Here is a 21360-nt window from a genome sequence, read left to right as displayed (position 1 = left end):
CTTTGGAATACCGTCATCTGGGCAAATCGGGCCTCAAGGTCCCCGTGTTGAGCTTCGGCACCGGCACTTTCGGTGGCAAGGGCGAGTTTTTCAGCGCATGGGGCAGCACCGACGTGGCCGAGGCGCGCAAGCTCATCGACATCTGCCTCGACGCCGGCGTCAACATGTTCGACAGCGCCGACATCTACTCGGCCGGCTCGGCCGAATCGGTGCTCGGCGAGGCCATCAAGGGCCGCCCGCGCGACCAGCTTCTCATCTCCACCAAGGCCACCTTCCGCAGCGGCAAGGGCGCCAACGAAGTGGGCTCGTCGCGCCACCACCTGGTGCGCGCCGTCGACCAGGCGCTGCAGCGCCTGGGCACCGACTACATCGACCTGTTCCAGCTGCACGGCTTCGACGCCGGCACGCCGGTGGAAGAAACCGTGTCCACGCTCGACGACCTCGTGCGCGCCGGCAAGCTGCGCTACATCGGCGTGTCGAACTTCTCGGGCTGGCACCTGATGAAGTCGCTGGCCGTGTCGGAGCGCTACGGTTATTCGCGCTACGTGGCGCACCAGGCGTACTACTCGCTGGTGGGCCGCGACTACGAATGGGAGCTGATGCCGCTTGCGCAAGACCAGGGCGTGGGCGCCGTGGTGTGGAGCCCGCTGGGCTGGGGCCGCCTCACCGGCAAGATCCGCCGCGGCCAGCCGCTGCCCGCCAACAGCCGCCTGCACGTGACCGCCGACATGGGCCCGCCCGTGCCGGACGAGCTGCTGTACCGCGTGGTCGATGCCCTTGAAAAAGTGGGCGCCGAGGTCGGCAAGACCGTGCCGCAGGTGGCGCTGAACTGGCTGCTGCAACGCCCGACCGTCTCCAGCGTGGTGGTCGGCGCGCGCGACGAGGCGCAGCTCCGGCAGAACCTGGGCGCCGTGGGCTGGAACCTGACGCCCGCGCAGGTCGCCGAGCTCGACGCCGCCAGCGCCACGCCGCGCACCTACCCGTACTGGCACCAGCAGGGCTTCCTGGAGCGCAACCCGAACCCGGTCTGACCGGCTTCAGGCCAGGCGCTGGTATCAGGCTCAGGCCGGCGTCAGCCCCAGCACCCACTGCTTGAACTGCTCCAGCGCCCCCGAGGCCAGCCGGCCTTCGGGGTACGCGAAGTAGTAGCCCTGGCGCACGTCCAGGTGCCGGTCCAGCGGAATCACCAGCTCGCCGGTGCGCAGTTCGTGCGCCACCAGGATGCGCGGCGCCAGCCCCACGCCCATGCCGGCCGCCGTGGCGGCCACCACCATCGTGAAAAGTTCGTAGCGCGGCCCGCGCGACGCGTGCACCGTGTATTCCCATTCCTGCTGCGCATACCAGTCGCGCCAGGCGTGGGCGCGCGTGCTCAGGTGCACGTGGCGGCAGCGCGCCAGCCCGGCCTCGTCCCACGGCCCGTGCGCGTCGCGGAAGGCGGGGCTGCAGATGGGCACCATCTCGCCTTCGGCAAAGATCAAGCCGCCACGCGTGTTCGGCCAGAACTGGTCGCCGAAATAGATGGCCGCGTCGTACGCGTTTTCCTGAAAGGAAAAAGGCTGCGAGCGCGCCGACAGGTTCACCGTGATGTTCGGGTGCAGCCGGCTGAAATCGGGCAGCCGCGGTATGAGCCATTGCGTGGCGAAGGTCGGCACCACGGCCAGCTCCAGCACGAAGCCCATCTCGTGTCCGGCGCTGATTTCCAGCGTGTCGCGGCGAATCTGGTCGAGGTGGCGGCGGATGCGCGCGGCATACTCGCGGCCCACGTCGGTGAGCGTCAGGCGCTTGCGCACGCGCGAGAACAGCGGCACGCCCAGGCGCTGTTCCAGCATCGCCACCTGGCGGCCGACGGCGCTTTGCGTGAGCGCCAGTTCGGTGGCAGCGCGGGTGAAGCTCCCCAGCCGCGCCGAGGCCTCGAAGGCCTGCAGCGCGCCGAGGTTGGGAATGTCTTTTCTCATCGGCGCTATTCTGCGGGCGTGGGGTCGCGCGGAGCCATGGTGGGGAAGGTGGGCGTGTCCGGGGTGCGCAGCAAGAAAGGAATTTCATGCGTCGTGTAGTGATCATCGGCGGCGGGGCCATCGGCTCGGCCATCGCGTATTTCCTGAACGCCGACCCGAAGGAAAAAGCCTTCGATGTCACCGTGGTGGAGCGCGATTTTTCTTACACGCAGGCCTCGTCGGCGCTGTCGGCCAGCTCCATTCGGCAGCAGTTTTCCACGGCCATCAACATCGAGATGTCGCTGTACGGCATTTCGTTCTTCCGCACGCTGGGCCAGACCTTGCGCGTGGGCGACAACGTGCCCGACATCGGCCTGGTCGAGCCCGGCTACCTGTACCTGGCCTCGCCCGCGGGCGTGGAGGTGCTGCGCGAGAACCATGCGATGCAGAAGGCGCATGCCGTGGACGTGGCGCTGATGACGCCCGACGAACTGCAGGCGCGCTTTCCGTGGATGTCCACCGAGGGCGTGGCGCTGGCCTCGCTCGGGCTGTCGGGCGAGGGCTGGTACGACGGCTACAGCCTGCTGCAGGCCTTTCGCAAGAAGGCGGTGTCGCAGGGCACGCGCTACGTGCAGGCGCATGCGACCGGGCTGCAGCGCAACGGCGCGGCGGTGACCGGCGTGCAGATCGACAGCGGCGCCACGCTGCCGGCCGACATCGTCGTCAACGCGGCGGGCGCGTGGGCCGCCAAGGTGGCGGCGTGGGCGGGCATCGACCTGCCGGTGCATGGCCGCCGCCGCAGCGTGTTCAGCTTTTCGTGCCCCGACAAGTTGCCCGGCTGCCCCTTGGTGATCGACACCTCGGGCATCTGGCTGCGGCCCGAGGGCCGCAAGTTCATCTGCGGCTTCGCGCCGCCCGCCACGCGCGACCTGGACGACCAGCCGCTGGAGGTGGAGCACGAGGTGTTCGAGCGCTTCATCTGGCCCGCGCTGGCCGCCCGCGTGCCGGCCTTCGAGGCCATCCGCATGACGGGGGCCTGGGCCGGCTACTACGAGATGAACGTGTTCGACCACAACGCCATCCTGGGGCTGCACCCGGCCTGCGACAACCTGTACTTCGCCAACGGGTTCTCGGGCCACGGCTTGCAGCAGTGCCCGGCGGCGGGGCGCGGCGTGGCGGAGCTGGTTCGCTTCGGCGGCTACCGCAGCCTGGACCTGTCGGCGCTTTCCTTCGCGCGCATCCTGGAGAACCGGCCGCTGCTCGAGAAGAACGTGATCTAGGCGGGGCCACGGCGAGGGCGTACGATCTTTCCGCAACCAAAGGCACACCCATCCATGACCGCACAGACACTCACAGACACCGCCCGCGCGCTGGTCGCCGGCGACAAGGGCTTGCTCGCAATGGACGAGAGCAACGCCACCTGCAACAAGCGTTTCGCGGTGCTCGGCATTCCGCAGACCGAGGCGGCGCGGCGCGACTGGCGCGAGCTGATCGTCACCGCGCCGGGGCTGGGCGACAGCATCAGCGGCGCCATTCTTTTCGATGAAACCATCCGCCAGAAGACGAACGCGGGCCAGCCCTTCGCCAAGGCGCTGGAGGCGGTGGGCATCATCCCGGGCATCAAGGTCGACATGGGCGCCAAGCCGCTGGCCGGCCACCCCGGCGAGACCGTGACCGAAGGCCTGGACGGCCTGCGCGAGCGGCTGGCCGAATACGCCGGCATGGGCGCGCGCTTTGCCAAGTGGCGCGGCGTGATCGCCATCGACAAGGGCCTGCCCAGCCGCGCCTGCATCGAGGTCAACGCGCATGCGCTGGCGCGTTACGCCGCGCTGTGCCAGGAGGCCGGCATCGTGCCCATCATCGAGCCCGAAGTGCTGATGGACGGCGACCACACGCTCGCGCGCTGCGCCGAGGTCACCGAAGAGGTGCTCCAGCAGACCTTCGTCCAGCTGCGCGCGCAGGGCGTGCTGCTCGAAGGCATGCTGCTGAAGCCGAACATGGTGCTGCCGGGCCAGAAGGCCGCGGTGCAGGACACGGTCGCGGCGGTGGCCGAGGCCACGGTGAACTGCCTGCTGCGCACCGTGCCCGCGGCCGTGCCCGGCGTGGCCTTCCTGTCGGGCGGGCAATCGGCGCAGCTGGCGTCCGCGCGGCTGAATGAAATGAACCTGAAGTTCAAGGCGCGCATGCCCTGGGCGCTGACCTTTTCGTTCTCGCGCGCGGTGCAGCAGCCCGCGCTCGACGCCTGGAAGGGCGACGCCGCCAACGTGGCCGTCGCGCAGCAGGCGCTGGTGCTTCGAACGCGCGCCAACCAGGCCGCGCGACGCGGCGACTACAAGCAAGACAAGCAAGACCAGCAAGACAAGCAAGACCAGCAAGACAAGTAACCCCGCAAGAGGCACCGCCCCCCGCATGACCACGCCCCAGGACCTGTACCGCCAGAAGCTCGCTTCTCCCGCCGATGCCGTGCGCCAGGTGCGCAACGGCGACATGATCGTCGTGCCCACGGGCGTCGGCGAGCCGCCCACGCTGCTCACGGCGCTGTCGGAGCAGCGGCGCGATTTTCGCGACGTGAAGGTCGCGCAGATCCTGGCGATGCGCAAGTACGCCTACATCGACCCCGAGACCGTGGAGCACGTGCGCCATGTGGCGCTGTTCTTCGGCGGCGCCACGCGCGCGGGCGGGCAGCAGGGCTGGATCGACTTCCTGCCCAACTACTTCTCCGAGATTCCGTCGCAGATCGAACGCGGGCAGATTCCGGCCGACGTGGTCTTCAGCATGGCCTCGCCGATGGACGCGCACGGCTACTTCGCGCTGAGCCTGGGCGCGGACTACACCATGGCCGCCGTTGCGAAGGCCCGAGCGGTGGTGCTCGAGGTGAACCCGAACGTGCCCTTTGCGTACGGCGCCTGCCATGTGCACGTGTCGCAGGTGGCGGCGCTGGTGGAGAACGAGGCGCCGGTGATGGAGGTCGGCCTGCCGAAGATCGGCGTGGTGCAGGAGGCCATCGGCAAGTACGTGGCCGACCTGATCGACGACGGCTCCACGCTGCAGATCGGCTACGGCGGCATTCCCGACGCGGTGGTGATGCAGCTCACCGGCAAGCACGACCTGGGCATCCACACCGAGATGATCGGCGACGGCATTCTCACGCTGGTGGAAAGCGGCGCGGTCACCAACCGGCGCAAGAACTACCTGCCGGGCAAGTCGATTGCCACCTTCGCGCTGGGCTCCAGCAAGCTCTACCGCTACATGGACCGCAACCCGTCGCTGGAAATGCACCCGGTCAATTTCACCAACGACCCGGCGCTGGCGGGGCTGAACGACAACCTCGTTGCCATCAACGCGACGATGCAGATCGACCTGATGGGGCAGTGCGGCTCCGAGAGCCTGGGCTACGCGCCGTACTCGGGCACGGGCGGGCAGTCGGACTTCGTGCGCGCGGCCAACCGCTCGCGCGGCGGCAAGGCCTTCATCGTGCTGCCCTCGACCGCCAAGGACGACACCATTTCGCGCATCGTGCCCTCGCTGTCGCCCGGCACGCACGTGAGCACGAGCAAGAACGACATCAACTACGTGGTGACCGAGTACGGCGTGGCGCAGCTGCGCGGCAAGTCGGCCAAGCAGCGGGCGCGCGAGCTGATCGGCATCGCGCACCCGGCCTTCCGGGCCGAGCTGACGGAGCAGGCCGGGCGGCTGAAGCTGCTGTGAGCCTGGGGCTGGGTTTGGGCCCGATCCGCGCCGGTCAGCCGGCCTTGGCCGCCTTCACCAGCGAAGGCGTGGCCTTGTAGCTCTCGGGAAACAGCTTCTTCAGGTCGTCGATCTTCGGCATGTCGTTGATCGCGATGTACGGCTGGCTCGGGTGCAGCGTGAGGTAGTCCTGGTGGTAGTCCTCGGCCGCGAAGAAGGGCTTGGCGGTCTCGATGGTGGTCGCCAGCGGCTTGCCGAAGGTCTTGGCGGCGTTGAGCTGGGCGATGTAGGCGGTGGCGATGCGGGCCTGCTCGGCGTTCTCGGCGAACACGGTGGAGCGGTACTGGGTGCCGCTGTCGGGGCCCTGGCGGTTCAGCTCGGTGGGGTCGTGCGCCACCGAGAAATAGATCTGCAGCAGCTTGCCGTAGCTGACCTGCTGCGGGTCGTAGGTGATGCGCACCGATTCGGCATGGCCGGTGCGGCCGGAGCCCACTTCGTCGTAGCGCGCCGTCTTGGCGTCGCCGCCGGCGTAGCCCGACACGGCATTGCTCACGCCCTTCACGCGCTGGAACACGCCCTGCACGCCCCAGAAACAGCCGCCGGCGAACACGGCGGTCTCGGTCTTGGCGGTGGCGGGCGCCACCAGGTCGGCCGTGGGCGCGGGCACGCGGCGGGCGGTCTCGGCGAACGAGGGCACCGCGTGCCACACCAGGGCCGCGGCGGCCAGCGTGCTGGCTGTGAGTGCGATGGATTTCATAAAGGGTCCTTCGGTTGCTTGGAGTGGCAGTGAAAAGCGGGTTGGCGCGACATTGACGCTGAAACTGCCGGGCGTCAATGCCGTGGCCGAGACGCTTACTTCTTCATCTCGTCCTTGCCCATGCTGTCTTTCTTCATGGCGTCCTTGGACATGGAGTCTTTCGCCATGCCGTCCTTGGCCATGGAATCCTTCTTCATGCCGTCCTTCGACATGGAGGCCTTGGCCATGCTGTCTTTCTTCATGCCGTCCTTGGACATCGAGTCTTTCGCCATGCCGTCTTTGGCCATGCTGTCCTTCGACATCGAGTCCGCGGCAAAGGCCGAGGCGCCGGCAAAGGCCATGCAGGTTGCGAGCAGGGTTGCGGTGAGCTTGTTCATTGGGAGTCCTGGGTTGTGTTTGGATTTCGTTTCAAAGATCGGCCTGGTTACAGCGAACTGAACTTCGGCCTCGCGCTTTCTTCGGCAGTCGAGCGGCTGTGGCGGCCCCTCAGCTCCCTCCGAACCAGTTGTAGCCCTGGTCTTCCCAGTAGCCACCTGTGTAGGTGTTGGTGACGAACATCGCCTTGATGTGCTTGGGGTTCTTGTAGCCAAGCTTGGTCGGCATCCGCAGCTTCATCGGAAAGCCGTACTTCGGCGGCAGCGGCTGGCCGTCGTAGGTCAGCGTGAGCAGCGTCTGCGGGTGCAGGGCGGTGGGCATGTCGATGCTGGTGTAGTAGTCGTCCGCGCACTTGAAGCCGACGTACTTGGCGGTGGTGTCGGCGCCGATGTGGCGCAGAAAGTCGGCAAAGCGCACGCCGCCCCATTTGCCGATCGCGCTCCAGCCCTCCACGCAGATGTGCCGCGTGATCTGGTCGTGCTGCGGCATGGCGCGCAGCTCGGCCAGCGTCCAGGCGTGCCTGTCGGCGACCATGCCGGTCACTTCGAGCTTGTAGCTGGCTTCGTCGACCTCGCGCACTTCGTCTTCGCCGTAGAAGGCGTTGAAGGGAAAGGGGCGGGTAATTTCGGCCTCGGTGTAGGTCGGCGCCAGCTGCGTGGGGCTGAAGATCAGGCCCTGCACCTTGTCGTTGAAGCGCGAGATCTTCGTGAGCGCGGCTTCCACCTGGGTGTTGTCGCTGATGCTGCAGCCCGTGAGCAAGGACAGGCCGCCGAGCGTGAACGAGCGCTGCAGGAAGGCGCGGCGCGAAGGCTGGTCGAGCTTCTTCGCAATGAGCGAGCGGGCTTCGTGCAGCACGGCGTCGCCGTCGATGCCGCTCAACGTGGGGGCTTTGAAGATTTTCATGGGGCGTGTCAGACGTTGGACGAATGCCGGGGAGCGCGGCCGCGCAGCATGGACAGCAGGGTGCGCGGCACCAGCGCCACCATCACCAGGTGCACGACAACGAAGGCCACGATGGCCGCCATCGCGAAGAAGTGGATGCGCCGCGCAAAGTCGTAGCCGCCCAGCAGGTCGCGCAGCACGGGGAACTGCACCGACTTCCACAGCACCAGCCCCGACAGCACGATGACGACCAGGTCGAGCGTCACGAACAGGTAGGCCAGCTTCTGCACGCTGTTGTAGTGGCGCGGGTCGGCGTGGGAGAGCTGGCCCTTCAGCGCGGCCAGTGCGTCGTGCAGCACGCCGCGCGGCGTCAGCGGAAAGAACTTGCGCGCCAGCCGGCCGCTGGCGATGTTCATCGCCAGGTACACCAGGCCGTTGAACACCAGCAGCCACATCGCCGCGAAGTGCCACTGCAGCGCACCGCCGAGCCAGCCGCCGAGCGTGACGACCGTGGGAATGGTGAGCGGAAAGAACGGCGCCGCGTCGTAGATGCGCCAGCCGCTGGTCACCAGGATCACCACGGCCAGCGCGTTGAGCCAATGGGTGATGCGCATCCACAGCGGATGGATGGGGCGAGAGTCTCGAGGTTCATCCACTGGTTGATCACCCGGTGCGCGGGCCGGATCGGCAAGGGGGGCGATGGCTGTGCTGTTCATGGAGCGGATTCTTGGGCGCACCCCATGGCCGATTCATCACGCAAAGTTCAATTAATCGTGATAACTCGCCAAGCCGTATCGCAGGACAATCGGCCCCATGGACACCGCCAAACGCGTGCTGATCGTCGAGGACGACGCCCACATCGCCGGACTGCTTCGCATGCACCTGCGCGACGAGGGCTACGCGGTGGAGCACGCCGCCGACGGCCACGCCGGCCTGCGCGAGCTGGAGCGCGGCAACTGGGACGCGCTGGTGCTCGACCTGATGCTGCCCGGCATCGACGGGCTCGAAATCTGCCGCCGCGCCCGCGCCATGGCGCGCTACACGCCCATCATCATCATCAGCGCGCGCTCGAGCGAGGTGCACCGCATCCTGGGGCTGGAGCTGGGCGCGGACGACTACCTGGCCAAGCCCTTCTCGGTGCTGGAGCTGGTGGCGCGCGTGAAGGCGCTGCTGCGGCGCACCGACGCGCTGGCGCGCAACGCGCGCATGGAGTCGGGCAGCCTCACGCTGGGCAACCTCGACATCGAGCCGCTGGCGCGCGAGGTGCGCCTGGACGGCAAGCCCATCGAGCTCACGCCGCGGGAGTTCGACCTGCTGTACTTCTTTGCGCGCAACCCGGGCAAGGTGTTCTCGCGGCTCGACCTGCTCAACCAGGTCTGGGGCTACCAGCACGACGGCTACGAGCACACGGTGAACACGCACATCAACCGGCTGCGCACCAAGGTCGAGGCCGATCCGGCCGAGCCGCGGCGCATCCTCACGGTGTGGGGGCGCGGCTACAAGCTCTCGGCCTCCGCCAGCGGGGAGGAGGCGCCGTGATGGTCTGGGCCAGCCTGTCGCGGCGGCTGTCCGTGGTGTTCGCGGCGCTGCTGCTGGTGTGCTGCGGCGCCTCGGCGTGGCTGCAGGTGCGCTCCAACGGCATGCACGAGCAGGAGGTCATCCAGCGGCTGTCGAGCGGGCTGGCCGCGCACATCGCCGAGAACGCCGAGCTCATGAAGCCCGGCGGCCTGAACCAGGCTGCGGTGAAAGACCTGTTCGACAAGCTGATGGCGGTCAACCCCAGCGTGGAGGTCTACCTGCTGGGGCTGGACGGCCGCATCGAGGCGCAGGCCGCGCCGCCGGGTCACCTGAAGCGCGACAAGGTCGAGCTGGGCCCCATCCGCAAGCTGCTGGCCGGGGCGCCGCTGCCCATTGCCGGCGACGACCCGCGCAGCCCCGACGCGCGCAAGGTGTTCAGCGCGGCGCCGCTGCGCATGGGCGATCGCGACGCGGGCTATGTGTACGTGGTGCTGCAGGGCGAGGACCACGACGCGCTGGTGGCCAACGTGGCGGCCGACAACGTGCTGCGCACCACGCTGTGGTCGATGGGGCTGGTGGCGCTGCTCGGCCTGCTGGCCGGGCTGGCCGCGTTCCGCCTCATCACGCGGCCGCTGCGCGAGCTGACCGCCGCGGTGAAGCGCTTCGAGACCGAAGGCATCGCCTCGCTGGAGAGCGAGGCGCCCACGCTGGAGCGCCTGTCGCAGGGCAGCGACGAGATCGCGCAGCTGGGCCAGGCCTTCACGCAGATGACGCGGCGCATCGCCGAGCAATGGCGCGAGCTGACGCTGCAAGACCAGCAGCGCCGCGAGCTGTTCGCCAACATTTCGCACGACCTGCGCACGCCGCTCACGTCGCTGCACGGCTACCTGGAAACGCTGCTGCTCAAGTCCGGCACGCTCGACGAGGCCGAGCGCCGGCGCTACCTGGAGATTGCGCTGGGCCAGAGCCGCAAGGTCGGGCGGCTCGCGCAGGAGGTGTTCGAGCTGGCGCGGCTCGAATACGGCGTGGTCAAGCCCGAGAAAGAAAACTTTGCGCTGGCCGACCTGGTGCAGGACGTGTTCCAGAAGTTCGAGCTCGCAGCCGAGGCGCGCCACCAGCGCCTGAAGCCCGACATTGCGCCGGGCCTGCCGGTGGTGTCGGCCGACCTCGGCATGATCGAGCGCGTGCTGACCAACCTGCTGGACAACGCCATCCGCCACACGCCCGCGGGCGGCGAGATCGTGGTGCAGCTGCGCCCGGAAAACGCCGGCGTCGCGGTGCAGGTGAGCGACACGGGGCCGGGCATTCCGAATGAGTTGCAGAAGGCGCTGTTCATGCGCCCCGTGTTCATGAGCGGCTCGCGCACCGACAGCGCGAGCAGCGGGGGCTTGGGCCTGGTGATCGTCAAGCGCATCCTGCAGCTGCACGGCAGCGACATTCGCCTGGTGCAGCAGCCCGAACGGGGCGCGGTGTTTCGCTTTCAGCTGGGCGGTGCGGCCGGTGCCTGAGGAGGCACCGGCAGCGGCCGCTTCAGCGCGCGTTCAGATCGGTGGCGAGCAGGACAACGGCCCCGCTTTCAACTGGTTGCGCACCGCGGTCACGGTCGCGCTGTCGTCCGTGCCGGTCGCGTTGCGCGTGAACGTGCAGCCGTACAAGTCGTTGGCCACCGTGGCTGGTGTGACCACATCGTCGCCCGCCGGCTTGGCGCCGCCTTGCTCCCACGCCACCATGTCGTCGAAGGCTTCTTCCTGCTCCTTGATGGTGAAGTCGCAGTGGGTGATGCCGCGGATCGCGCGCTGCACCAGCCACTGGCTGTTGCCCTTGGCGGCCACGCGCTTGTTGTAGACCTGCTCCATGCTGAAGGGCACGTACAGGTCGCCCAGCGTGTGCAGAGTGACCACCGGGATCTTGAACTCGCCATTGGCCTTGGGAATCCAGCGCAGGCCGTCGGTGCGCAGCCGGTTGGCGTCGGCCACGGCCGTGAGCTTCTGCGCGGCGGCGTTGAGCGCATCGGAGGCGGCGGTGTCGCCGTCGATCTTGTAGGTGAAGCGGTTGGTGTCCAGCGTGCTCTTGTTCAGGATGCCGTTGACGGTGCCGTCGCTGCCGAACACGCCCCACACGGCGGTGAACGAGGCGCCGACCGTGAGGCCCTGGGTGAACAGAGGGCGCTTGCCGCCGCTCAGGTTCTGCAGGACCGACGCGTACTGCATGCCCAGCGGCGACGTGGGCGTGATGGCGCTCGTGTCGAACTTGCTGAACAAGGTTCCCGTCACCTGGATCGCAATGTCCGCCCACTTCGGTGTCGGGTAGGTCGCCTGGCCCGCGAGCGTCTGCGCCGCCACCTGCGCGGCGGCGAAGTAGTCGAACAGCTCGGTGTCGCCCACCACGCCGCACATCGGCACGGCGCCGTTGTACTTCACCTTGTGGTTGGCGGTGGCGTAGGCCTCGTCCTCGATGGCCGCGGCGGTGATGTGGCCGCCCATCGAATGGCCGGTGATGTAGACGCGGTCGGGCGCGGCCAGCTCGCGCCCGCCGGCCTTGGCGATGGCGTTGAACTGCAGCGCCAGCGCGTTGGTGTCTTCCACGCCCGCGCGCACGTCGTAGAAGTTCTTGCTGTAGCTCGACGCGGCCCAGGCATAGCCCTGCTGGAGCAGGTGGCGGCGAATGGGCGGCGCGTTGGCCGCGAGCAGGTTGCCTTCGCCGGCATAGCCGTGGGCGTACATCACGAGCCTGCCGTTCCAGTTCTTCGGTACTTCCACCTTGTATTGCGCGCCGCCGAGCATGCCGCTCCAGCGGCTGGTGCCGGCGTAGTCGAAGGCGTCGCCGCCGTCCACCGCCGCCATCGCGGTGAAGGTGGTGGCGCTCGGGTCGGCCGGCGCGAAGGAGGTGCGGGCGTCTTGCAGCCGGGTTTCCTCGGGTGCGGGCGGAGGGGCCACGGCGGGCGGCGGAGGCGCCGGCGGCGCGGGCGGGGCCGGCGGCAGCTGGGCGATGGGCGTGAAGGCAAAACCGTTGTTGTCGCTGCCGCCGCCGCACGAGGCGACAAGAAGGCCGGCGGCCAGGGCAATGAATGTCAGGCGCGTGGAATGCATGGGATGTCTCTCTCCGTTCTTGTGAGTTCTTGGAAGAAAAACCGGCGCAGCAAGGCACCCGCAGTCGTTCAGAACGACCGTGCTATTTCACTGGGCCGGCGGCGCAGCGTAGAGGTGTTGCGAGATGTGCCGCTGCGGGATTTCCCGCAACGGCTATCGCCTGCGCGACAGCACGAAGGGGAGCAGGGCGCTGCAGCAGAAGGCGGCTGCAGGAGGAGCGCGGGTGGCGCCTGGTTGGCGCGTCAGCGCATCAGTTCTTGCGCCGCGTGACCACTACGGTGGCTTCGAGCCCTTCGTAGGCCTCGGCGTCGCCGTACCAGCTGCCCGAGATGGGCGCGGCCTGCGCGGGGTCGCGCGAGACGCCCACGCGAATGAGCTGGCCGCTGCCCATCAGGTTGTTGGTCGGGTCGAAGGCCAGCCAGCCCACGCCGGGCAGGTAGGCCTGCAGCCAGGCGTGCGTGGTGCCGGCGCCGGTCATGGAGTCGCCCTGCGCGGTGGCGGCGTTGTCGAGCGCGGCGTCGTAGATGTAGCCTGACACGAAGCGCGTGGCGATGCCGAGGCGGCGCGTGGCTTCCATCATCAGCAGGGCGTAGTCGCGGCAACTGCCGCTGCCCAGCGCCAGCGTCTGCAGGGGCGACTGCGTGCCTTCTTCGTCGCGCGCCTTGTACTCCAGGCTCTGGCCGATGTGCGCGTTCATGCGCGTGAGCACCTCGCGCGTGCTGTTGGGCTTGTCGGTGTGCAGGAACTGGTGGGCCCAGCGAATGAGCGTGCCCTGGCTGTCGTCGTCGTGGTGCGGGCGCAGGTAGTGCTCGAGGTCGAGCCGCTCCTGCAGGGTGTAGGCGAAGGGCAGGAATTCGGCCGCGGGGTCGAGGGCGAGCTGGTCTTGCTGCGCCGGAACATGCTCGATGGTGAACGAGCACACGATGCGCAGTTCGGTCGCCTCGCCCATGGGCTGCACCAGCGCCACGGAGTTGGAGTGCGGGTCTTGAATAAGCCGGGTGAAGGCCTGCGGGCTCACCTGCAGGTCGGTGGCGAGCACGCGCAGGTCGTGGCTGTCGCGGGGGCGGAACATGACGCGGTGCTGGCCGAAGGTGACCGGGGTGTTGTACCGATAGACGGTGGTGTGCAGGATGTCGTACTGGATGGCCATGCGGTCCATTCTCACGTTTTCGCGTGGCAACCGGGGGATTGCGGCGAATTGCAGTGGAGATGACAGGCGTATGCCGCAGAATCGGCGCCCGCCCGGATTCCGGGCTTTCTTTTTTCCTCTGTTTTCGGGAGCGCTATGTACGCCGCCACCTTCATCTTCGCCAAAAAGCAGTTCGACGACGAGTTCCATCGCCTGGACCAGACCATCGCCGAGGCTGCGAAGTCGCTGCCGGGCTATCTCGGGGAAGAGGCGTGGGAGAACACGGGCAACGGGCTGGTGTCGAACGTGTACTACTGGGAGTCGCTGGAAAGCCTGCAGGCGCTGATCCGGCACCCGGTGCACCAGCAGGCGAAGGCGGCGCAGGCGAACTGGCTCGATGGCTACAAGGTGGTGATTTCCGAGGTGGTGCGCACGTATGGGGATGCGCGGATCGACCACCTGCTGGCGGGCTGAGGTACGGGGTTTCAGTTCAGGGCTGCGATCACGCCGACGGGGTGCCTTGCTGCGCGAATGTCCCCCGCCTTCGGCTCCTCCTTTATTTCGCTGCGCAAGGCACCCCATCGACGTGATCGCTGGGCAGGGCGTTGGCTGATCGGGGCGCGCTTCGGCTGCGCCCGGGGGGATTCGCTCAGAGCCGCTGCGTGCTCAGTGCCTTGGCCAACGTGGCCGGCAAGGGGAGGGGCTCCGCGTGCCATTGCGCCGCGAGCAGTTCGGCGCACAAGGCCGCGAAGCTGAGGCCGCGGGAGCCCAGGGCGGTGCACACCCACAGGCCTGGGTTGTCCGGGCCGTCGGTGGCGTCCGGGGCTAAGGCACCGACCAGCGGGCGGCGGTCGCCCGAGGCGCAGCGGATGCCGACCCAGGTGTTGGCTTCGGCCTGTTCCAGCGCGGAGGCCGCAGCCGGGTGCAGCCGCGCCAGGCGTTCGCGGTTGGCATCCGCATCTTCGTGCGTGGGGGACAGGCTGGTGCTGTCGCGGTCGAAGGTCGCGCCCGCGAGCCAGATGGGGGTGCCTTCGTCGTGCGGCACGTGGGCGACCAAATGACCGTCGCCGTTGAGGGGCGTGGCGGGCAGGTTCACGTCGGCGGGCATCGAGCCCCACGCGACCTGGCCGCGCACGGGCTGCAGGGGCAGGTTCGCCGCGAAGGCGCCGGATTCGAACCCGGCGCAGACGACCACGCGGTCTGCGTCCGCCAGCAATTCGCCCGATGGGTCGAACAGCTGCCAGCCGTTTGAACCTTGCGCCACCCGCGCCACCCGCGCGACCCGGGAACCGCCACGAAACTCGACGCCCGGCTGCCGCAGCCAAGCGGCGATCAGCCGGGGCGGCCGCACCCAGGCGGCGCGTTGGTGCCAGAGCGCGGGTGCGTCGACTGGCAGGCCGACCGCGGCGAGCTGCTCGGGCGTCGCGGGCCACGATTCGTTGGGGCCGTCGCTGCGCCAGCCTGCGGGCACGCGCACGTCGCCGTCGGGCCGGCGCTCCAGCACGCCGCTGGCGCGCCAGTCGCGGCCTTCTTCCAGCAGCCGCGCCAGCTCGCCCCAGGTGGCGCGGATGCCGGCCCGGGTAAGGCGCGACAGCAAGGCGTCGTCGGGCGACACATGCGGCGCGAGCATGCCGACCGGCAAGCCCGACGCGCCGGAGGCCGGCCGGTCCGCCGCGTCCAGCACCGTGACCTGCCAGCCGCGCCGCGCAAGGCTGGCGGCCACGGCCGCGCCGGCCAGTCCCGCGCCGATCACCGCGCAGCGGCCGGGCGTTTCGATGCGCTGGGGCACCGGCTCCCGGCGCCGCACGGTCCAGGCGGGTGCGAACACGCCGCGCAGGCAATCGCGCTTGGGGGGCAGGCCCGGGTCTTTCTCTGTCGCGAAGCCGAACTGCGTCAGCGCATCGCGAATCGCCCGCGCGATGGTCCAGGTGGCGACGCGCGTGCCTTGCCGGGCGAAGCGCGACACGGCCTTGAGTGTGTCTTCGGACCACATCGCCGGGTTCTGCTGGGGGCTGAAGCCGTCGAGGAAGATGCTGTCGGCCTCGAAACGCTGCGCGCGCAGCATCGGCTGCACATCGCCGACGCACAGGGTGAGCAGCACGCGGCCGTCGTCGAACGACAGCCGGTGAAAGCCGGGCAGCAGGCCGTGCCATTGCGCGGCCAGGTCGCGCGCCAGGGGCGCGAGTTCAGCGTAGGCCTCGGCGGCGCGCAGCAGGTCGGCCGCCGACACCGGGTGGGCCTCGACGGAAACGAAATGCAGCATGCGCGGCCGCCCGGGGTCCGAGCGCCACGCTTGCCAGGTGGTCAGGAAGTTGAGTCCCAGCCCGAAGCCGGTTTCGAGAACCAGCCATTGCGGCTGTCCGGCCCATGCCTGCGGCAGGCCGCAGCCGCGCAGGAACACGTGGCGTGCCTGCGCGAGTGCGCCGGTTTCGGTGTGGTAGATGTCGTCGAAGCGTTCGCTGCGGGGCACGCCGTCGGCGCGCCAGGTCACCGGCTCAGCGATCACGGCCGAGCCGGGCGCTCAGGCGGCAGGCGGGGGCACGTAGCCCTGTGCCACGTCGGCGCCTTCGCCGAAGAAGTGCTTTTCCATCTGGCGCGCCAGATACTGGCGGGCGCGCAGGTCGGCCAGGTTGAGCCGGTTTTCATTGACCAGCATCGTCTGCTGCTTGAGCCAGGCGGCCCAGGCCTCCTTGCTCACGTTTTCCCAAAGGCGCTTGCCCAGGTCACCTGGATAGGGCGGGAAGTCGAGCCCTTCGGCCTCTTTGCCGAGCTTGATGCACTGAACCATGCGTGCCATTTCTGATTGCCTTTGAACGGGAAAAGTGGGGTAAGCGGGTGCTTAGTTGATTTAGCTATTTAGAACTGAAAACTTGGTCGTTCCAGTTTCTATATGCCTTATTGAGAATACACAGCTTCATCGATATGCCTTTTTAGAGCAAGACACCATGAGCATTCGCCGCGACTTTATCAAGCTTTCCCTGGGTGCCGGCGTGGCCGGTGCTTTGGCCCTGTCGGCATTGCCGACGTTCGCGCAGGGCGCAGCCGCGGCCAACAAGGGCCCGGTCACGCTGCTGAACGTGTCTTACGACCCGACGCGCGAGCTGTACGTGGACTACAACCAGGCCTTCGCCAAGTACTGGAAGGCCAAGACCGGCCAGGAAGTGACGATCAAGCAGTCGCACGGCGGCTCGGGCAAGCAGGCCCGCTCGATCATCGACGGCATCGACGCCGACGTGGCCACGCTGGCCCTGGGCGGCGACGTCGATGCGCTCGTCACGCACGGCGGCCTGGTCAAGCCCGACTGGCAAAAGCGCCTGCCGCACAACTCCGCGCCCTACACCTCGACCATCGTGTTCCTGGTGAAGAAGGGCAACCCCAAGGGCCTGAAGGACTGGGACGACCTGGTCAAGCCCGGCGTGCAGGTGATCACCCCCAACCCCAAGACCTCGGGCGGCGCCCGCTGGAACTACCTGGCCGCCTGGGAATTCGCCAAGCGCAAGTACGGTGGCGACGCCAAGGCCAAGGAATACATCGGCAACCTGTTCAAGAACGTGCCCGTGCTGGACACCGGCGCGCGCGGCTCCACCATCACCTTCGTGCAACGCGGCGTGGGCGACGTGCTGCTGGCCTGGGAAAACGAAGCCTTCCTGGCGCTGAAGGAGTTCGGCCCCGAGAAGTTCGAGATCGTGGTGCCTTCCATCTCCATCCTGGCCGAGCCCAGCGTGGCCGTGGTCGACAAGGTGGTCGACAAGAAGGGCACGCGCGTCGTGGCCGAGGAGTACCTGAAGTACCTGTACTCCGACGAAGGCCAGGACATTGCCGGCCGCAACTTCTACCGCCCGACCTCGGACACGGCCAAGGCCAAGTACGACAAGCAGTTCCCCAAGCTCACGCTGGTGACCATCGACGGCGCCTTCGGCGGCTGGGCCAAGGCCGACAAGGAGCACTTCGCCGACGGCGGTTCCTTCGACCAGATCTACGCCCCCAAGCAAAAGTAAAAACGCCGTGTCCGTTCTCCTGATTGCCGGCAGCCCCTCCGCGCCCTCGCGTTCCACCGCCTTGCTCGAGGCGGTGGGCGAGCGGCTGGCGAGCCGCCATGCGCGCATCGAGCGCCTCTGGATCCGCGACCTCCCGGCGCAGGCGCTGCTGCTGGCCGACTGGAACCATCCGGCCATCGTCGCGGCCATCGCCAAGGTGACCGAGGCGCGCGCCATCGTGGTGGCCACGCCGGTCTACAAGGCGGCCTACAGCGGCGTGCTGAAGGTGTTTCTCGACCTGCTTGCGCAGAACGCGCTCAAGGGCAAGACGGTGCTGCCGCTGGCCACCGGTGGCAGCCCGCACCACATGCTCGCGCTCGACTACGCGCTGCGGCCCGTGCTGCAGTCGCTGTCGGCGCGCCACATCCTGCCGGGCGTGTACGCCAGCGATTCGCAGATCACGCTGACGCCCGAGAACGCCTACCAGGTGCATCCCGACCTGGCCGAGCGCCTCAACGAGGCCGTCGAGGTGCTCGCCACCGAGGGGCTGAAGCTGCCCCCGGCACACGGTTTCGAATCCGTGCCTTTCTCGCGCGTGCGATGTAGCGTCTGACGCCGGGGCTCCGCGCGAGCCCGGCTTTTTTCAGACCCCCGTTCCTCCCTCCCGCTTTGCCTGAAAACCGCCTGTGCGCGGTGCGGGAAAGCTGTCGCCCGAAATTTCTTCAGACCAAGGAATTCACGCATGAACCCCGTCGCCACCGAGGACTCCGTGCTCGACATACCGCCGCGCTCCTTCCTGCGCGGCTTGCGCGACCTGCTGGTCAGCGCCATCGTGGTCGCGGCCATCGCGCTGATCGTGAGCTTCGTTTCAGCCGCCTCGGCCCATGCCCAGGCGCCCGCGCAGGGCAAGGCCCAGGGCGAGCTGCGCATCGGCTACCAGAAATCAGCCAGCCTCTTCGTGCTGCAGAAGGCGCAGGGCTCGCTGGAGAAGCGGCTCGCGCCGCTGGGCTTCGGTGTGAAGTGGGTCGAGTTTCCGGCCGGGCCGCAGTTGCTCGAAGGGCTGAACGTGGGTGCGGTCGATGTCGGCTTCGTCGGCGAGGCGCCGCCCATCTTCGCGCAGGCCGCGGGTGCGAAGTTCGTCTACTTCGGCTTCGACCCGGCCGCGCCGCGCGCCGAGGCAATCCTGGTCACCAAGGACTCGCCCATCCAGTCGGTCGCCGACCTCAAGGGCAAGAAGGTGGCGCTCAACAAGGGCAGCAACGTGCACTACCTGCTCGTGAAGCAGCTCGAGAAAAACGGCCTGAAGCTCTCCGACATCCAGCCCGTGTACCTGGCCCCCGCCGACGGCCGCGCCGCCTTCGAGAGCAAGAACGTCGACGCCTGGGTGATCTGGGACCCGTTCCAGGCCGCGGCCGAGAAGGCGACCGGCGCGCGCGTGCTGGCCGATGGCACGAGTGGAACGAGTGGCACGAACGGCACGGGCGGCACCGCCGACGTCGTCAACAACTACCAGTACTACCTGGGCGAGCGCGCCTTCGTGAAGAACAACCCGAAGGTGATCGATGCGCTGTTCGCCGATTCGGTGGCGCAAGGCATCTGGCTGAAGAAGAACCTGCGCCAGGCGGCCGAGCTGATCGCGCCGCTGCAGGGCCTGCCGGTGGACGTGGTCGAGCTAGCACTGCGCCGCTACGAGTTCAACGTGAAGCCCATCACGCCGGCCGTCGCGGCCGACCAGCAAAAGATCGCCGACACCTTTTACGCGCTGAAGCTCATTCCCAAGCCAATCAAGGTCAGCGACGCCGTGGTCGCGGCCCAGCCCTGATCCGGCCCCGCCGGTCGCCACCCCCTCCAAGTCTTCGACTCCCACTCCGAGCCGCACACCATGACCCGCATTTCCATTCCCCGCCGCCGCCTGATCCAGGGCGCCGCCACCGCCATTGCACTGCCGTCGTTCGCCGCGCTGGCCCAGGCGCCCGCGCGCCAGTTCCGCATCGGCAACCAGAAGGGCTACCTCACGCTGCTCAAGGGCCGCGGCACGCTCGAAAAGCGGCTGGCGCCGCTGGGCGTGAGCGTGAAGTGGACCGAGTTCACGGCCGGCCCGGTGCAGCTGGAGGCGCTGAACGTCGGCTCCATCGACTTCGGCGACGTGGGCGAAGCGCCACCCATCTTCGCGCAGGCCGCCGGCGCGCCGCTGGCCTACGTGGGCGCGACCGTGCAGCGCCCGCAGTCCGAAGCGGTGCTGGTGCCCAAAGGCTCCGCCATCAAGAGCGTGGCCGACCTGAAGGGCAAGAAGATCGCGCTCAACAAGGGCTCGAACGTCCATTACTTCATCGTCAAGCTGTTCGAGAAGCACGGCCTGCCGTACAGCGACCTGAACCTGGTCTACCTGCCGCCGGCCGACGCGCGTGCCGCCTTCGAGAAGGGCTCGGTCGACGCCTGGGTCATCTGGGACCCGTTCCTGGCCGCCGCGGAAAAGACGCTGGACGCCCGCGTGCTCGCCGACGCCACCGGCGTGGTGGGCAACCGCGCGTACTACTTCTCGTCGCTCGACTACGTGGCGAAGAACGCCGACGTGCTGGCCATCGCCATCGAGGAGCTCAACAAGATCGACGTCTGGGGCGCCGCCAACAAGGGCGAACTGGCCGGCGAGCTGGCCACGCTCTGGGGCCTGCCCAAGCCGGTGGCCGAGCTGTCGGTCAACCGCTCGGCCTACGGCACCACGCCGATCACCAAGGCCATCCTGGGCGAGCAGCAAAAAATTGCCGACACCTTCTTCGAGCTGAAGCTGATCCCCAAGAAGATCAACGTGCTCGAAGCCGCCGGCGCAGGGGTGGCGTGATGCAGATCTTCTGGTTCCTGCCCACGCACGGCGACAGCCGCTACCTCGGCACCAGCGAAGGCGCGCGCGCGGTCGACCTCGACTACCTGCAGCAGATTGCCGGCGCGGCCGACCACCTGGGCTACGAAGGCGTGCTCATTCCCACCGGCCGCTCGTGCGAAGACCCGTGGGTGATCGCGTCCAGCCTGATCGGCTCCACCAAGAAGCTCAAGTTCCTGGTCGCCGTGCGTCCGGGCCTGCACCAGCCCAGCCTGGCCGCGCGCATGGCCGCGACCTTCGACCGGCTCTCGGGCGGGCGGCTGCTGGTGAACCTGGTCACCGGCGGCGACCAGGCCGAGCTCGAGGGCGACGGCGTGTACCTCGACCATGCGTCGCGCTACGAGCAGTCGGCCGAGTTCATCCGCATCTGGCGCGAGATCATCGCGCGCGGGCATGAGGGCCAGAGCTTCGACTTCGAGGGCAAGCACCTGAGCGTGAAGGGCGCCAAGCTGCTGTACCCCTCGGTGCAGAAGCCGCATCCGCCCGTGTGGTTCGGCGGCTCGTCGGCGCCGGCGCACGAGCTGGCCGCCGAGCAGGTCGATGCCTACCTGACCTGGGGCGAGCCGCCCGCGGAGGTGGCCAAGAAGATCGCCGACGTGCGCGCGCGCGCCGAGGCCCGGGGCCGCAAGGTCGAGTTCGGCATTCGCCTGCACGTGATCGTGCGCGAGACCGAGGACGCCGCCTGGAAGGCCGCCGAAGAGCTCATCAGCCGCGTGGACGACGAGACCGTGGTGCGCGCGCAGGCCGTGTTCGCGCGCATGGACTCCGAAGGCCAGCGCCGCATGGCCGCGCTGCACGCAGGCGGCGCCAAGCGCTCGCGCGCCGACCTGGAGATTTCCCCCAACCTGTGGGCCGGCGTGGGCCTGGTGCGCGGCGGTGCCGGCACCGCGTTGGTGGGCGACCCGAAGACGGTGGCCGCGCGCATCGAGGAGTACGCGGCGCTGGGCCTGGGCAAGTTCATCCTGTCGGGCTACCCGCACCTGGAAGAGGCCTACCGCTTCGCCGAGCTGGTGTTCCCGCTGCTGTCGCGCAAGGCGAAGACCCAGCTGGCGGGCGGCTCGCTGAGCGGCCCGTTCGGCGAGGTGGTGGCCAACCTCGATGCGCCGTCGCGCCTCGTTTCCCAAAGCTGAAGGG

At 68.4% G+C, this 21360-nt stretch carries 21 protein-coding genes; 12 read left to right on the top strand and 9 right to left on the bottom strand.

Annotation, left to right across the window (positions count from 1 at the left end):
• Positions 1–2: 2 nt before the first annotated feature.
• Entirely contained in the window at positions 3–1031 is a 1029-nt protein-coding gene (locus QTI51_RS10105; protein ID WP_116907490.1) for an aldo/keto reductase, read from the top strand.
• A gap of 30 nt (positions 1032–1061) precedes the next feature.
• On the opposite strand, the gene QTI51_RS10100 is transcribed toward QTI51_RS10105, so the two are convergent.
• Positions 1062–1955, bottom strand: a complete 894-nt coding sequence (locus QTI51_RS10100) for a LysR substrate-binding domain-containing protein (RefSeq protein ID WP_116907491.1) — start codon at positions 1953–1955, stop codon at positions 1062–1064.
• An 86-nt stretch (positions 1956–2041) separates the two neighbouring features.
• Here QTI51_RS10100 and QTI51_RS10095 point away from each other — a divergent pair, with 86 nt between their 5' ends.
• The 3 genes from QTI51_RS10095 to QTI51_RS10085 are packed head-to-tail and all read left to right on the top strand — an operon-like array spanning position 2042 to position 5642.
• Complete coding sequence (locus tag QTI51_RS10095) at positions 2042–3214, top strand: NAD(P)/FAD-dependent oxidoreductase (protein WP_116907492.1); 1173 nt, start codon at positions 2042–2044, stop codon at positions 3212–3214.
• Between the two features lie 54 nt (positions 3215–3268).
• Complete coding sequence (locus tag QTI51_RS10090; protein WP_116907493.1) at positions 3269–4318, top strand: class I fructose-bisphosphate aldolase; 1050 nt, start codon at positions 3269–3271, stop codon at positions 4316–4318.
• A 25-nt stretch (positions 4319–4343) separates the two neighbouring features.
• Positions 4344–5642: an acetyl-CoA hydrolase/transferase family protein gene (locus QTI51_RS10085; RefSeq protein ID WP_116907494.1), complete on the top strand. Its 1299-nt coding sequence runs from the start codon at positions 4344–4346 to the stop codon at positions 5640–5642.
• 34 nt (positions 5643–5676) lie between these two features.
• On the opposite strand, the gene msrA is transcribed toward QTI51_RS10085, so the two are convergent.
• The 4 genes from msrA to QTI51_RS10065 form a co-directional block, all read right to left on the bottom strand.
• Complete coding sequence (gene msrA, locus QTI51_RS10080; RefSeq protein WP_116907495.1) at positions 5677–6378, bottom strand: peptide-methionine (S)-S-oxide reductase MsrA; 702 nt, start codon at positions 6376–6378, stop codon at positions 5677–5679.
• Between the two features lie 95 nt (positions 6379–6473).
• On the bottom strand, positions 6474–6755 hold the full coding sequence (locus tag QTI51_RS10075; RefSeq protein ID WP_116907496.1) for a pentapeptide MXKDX repeat protein: 282 nt from the start codon (positions 6753–6755) through the stop codon (positions 6474–6476).
• Positions 6756–6864: 109 nt separating this feature from the next.
• Entirely contained in the window at positions 6865–7656 is a 792-nt protein-coding gene (locus QTI51_RS10070) for a molybdopterin-dependent oxidoreductase (protein ID WP_116907497.1), read from the bottom strand.
• A gap of 8 nt (positions 7657–7664) precedes the next feature.
• Positions 7665–8351, bottom strand: coding sequence for a cytochrome b/b6 domain-containing protein (locus tag QTI51_RS10065; RefSeq protein ID WP_503011493.1), 687 nt, complete (start codon positions 8349–8351; stop codon positions 7665–7667).
• 97 nt (positions 8352–8448) lie between these two features.
• Here QTI51_RS10065 and QTI51_RS10060 point away from each other — a divergent pair, with 97 nt between their 5' ends.
• Positions 8449–9174 carry a response regulator transcription factor gene (locus QTI51_RS10060; RefSeq protein WP_286515873.1) on the top strand — a complete coding sequence of 242 codons (726 nt, stop codon included), beginning with the start codon at positions 8449–8451 and terminating at the stop codon, positions 9172–9174.
• A complete protein-coding gene (locus tag QTI51_RS10055; RefSeq protein WP_116907500.1) occupies positions 9174–10661 on the top strand; it encodes a sensor histidine kinase in 1488 nt (495 codons plus the stop codon). The genes QTI51_RS10060 and QTI51_RS10055 overlap by 1 nt, the downstream gene beginning before the upstream one ends.
• A gap of 33 nt (positions 10662–10694) precedes the next feature.
• Here the strand turns inward: QTI51_RS10055 and QTI51_RS10050 are convergent, their stop codons facing one another.
• Positions 10695–12242 carry an alpha/beta hydrolase family protein gene (locus QTI51_RS10050; RefSeq protein ID WP_116907501.1) on the bottom strand — a complete coding sequence of 516 codons (1548 nt, stop codon included), beginning with the start codon at positions 12240–12242 and terminating at the stop codon, positions 10695–10697.
• 250 nt (positions 12243–12492) lie between these two features.
• Complete coding sequence (locus QTI51_RS10045) at positions 12493–13401, bottom strand: transglutaminase family protein (RefSeq protein ID WP_286515874.1); 909 nt, start codon at positions 13399–13401, stop codon at positions 12493–12495.
• Positions 13402–13527: 126 nt separating this feature from the next.
• On the opposite strand from QTI51_RS10045, the gene QTI51_RS10040 reads away from it, so the two are divergent.
• Positions 13528–13845: an antibiotic biosynthesis monooxygenase family protein gene (locus QTI51_RS10040; RefSeq protein WP_116907503.1), complete on the top strand. Its 318-nt coding sequence runs from the start codon at positions 13528–13530 to the stop codon at positions 13843–13845.
• A 175-nt stretch (positions 13846–14020) separates the two neighbouring features.
• Here the strand turns inward: QTI51_RS10040 and mnmC are convergent, their stop codons facing one another.
• Together mnmC and QTI51_RS10030 are read right to left on the bottom strand one after the other, a co-directional pair.
• Complete coding sequence (gene mnmC / locus QTI51_RS10035) at positions 14021–15874, bottom strand: bifunctional tRNA (5-methylaminomethyl-2-thiouridine)(34)-methyltransferase MnmC2/FAD-dependent 5-carboxymethylaminomethyl-2-thiouridine(34) oxidoreductase MnmC1 (RefSeq protein ID WP_286515981.1); 1854 nt, start codon at positions 15872–15874, stop codon at positions 14021–14023.
• Positions 15875–15892: 18 nt separating this feature from the next.
• Positions 15893–16168, bottom strand: a complete 276-nt coding sequence (locus QTI51_RS10030) for an oxidative damage protection protein (protein ID WP_013541095.1) — start codon at positions 16166–16168, stop codon at positions 15893–15895.
• 148 nt (positions 16169–16316) lie between these two features.
• On the opposite strand from QTI51_RS10030, the gene QTI51_RS10025 reads away from it, so the two are divergent.
• The 5 genes from QTI51_RS10025 to ssuD all read left to right on the top strand — a co-directional run bounded on the left by QTI51_RS10025 (position 16317) and on the right by ssuD (position 21356).
• Entirely contained in the window at positions 16317–17369 is a 1053-nt protein-coding gene (locus QTI51_RS10025) for a sulfate ABC transporter substrate-binding protein (RefSeq protein ID WP_116907505.1), read from the top strand.
• Between the two features lie 7 nt (positions 17370–17376).
• The gene (gene ssuE, locus QTI51_RS10020; protein ID WP_116907506.1) at positions 17377–17961 is read left to right on the top strand and encodes an NADPH-dependent FMN reductase; all 585 of its coding nucleotides are present in this window, start codon (positions 17377–17379) and stop codon (positions 17959–17961) included.
• 129 nt (positions 17962–18090) lie between these two features.
• Positions 18091–19170, top strand: a complete 1080-nt coding sequence (locus QTI51_RS10015) for a sulfonate ABC transporter substrate-binding protein (protein ID WP_116907507.1) — start codon at positions 18091–18093, stop codon at positions 19168–19170.
• Positions 19171–19230: 60 nt separating this feature from the next.
• Positions 19231–20187, top strand: a complete 957-nt coding sequence (locus QTI51_RS10010) for a sulfonate ABC transporter substrate-binding protein (protein WP_116907508.1) — start codon at positions 19231–19233, stop codon at positions 20185–20187.
• Positions 20187–21356 carry an FMNH2-dependent alkanesulfonate monooxygenase gene (gene ssuD, locus QTI51_RS10005; RefSeq protein ID WP_116907509.1) on the top strand — a complete coding sequence of 390 codons (1170 nt, stop codon included), beginning with the start codon at positions 20187–20189 and terminating at the stop codon, positions 21354–21356. The genes QTI51_RS10010 and ssuD overlap by 1 nt, the downstream gene beginning before the upstream one ends.
• Positions 21357–21360 lie beyond the last annotated feature (4 nt).

Source organism: Variovorax sp. J22G73 (assembly GCF_030317035.1).
In the GTDB taxonomy this organism is placed as follows: domain Bacteria; phylum Pseudomonadota; class Gammaproteobacteria; order Burkholderiales; family Burkholderiaceae_C; genus Variovorax.
The sequence above is the reverse complement of the archived record's forward strand: the minus strand, read 5'-3'. Positions and strand labels throughout refer to the sequence as shown.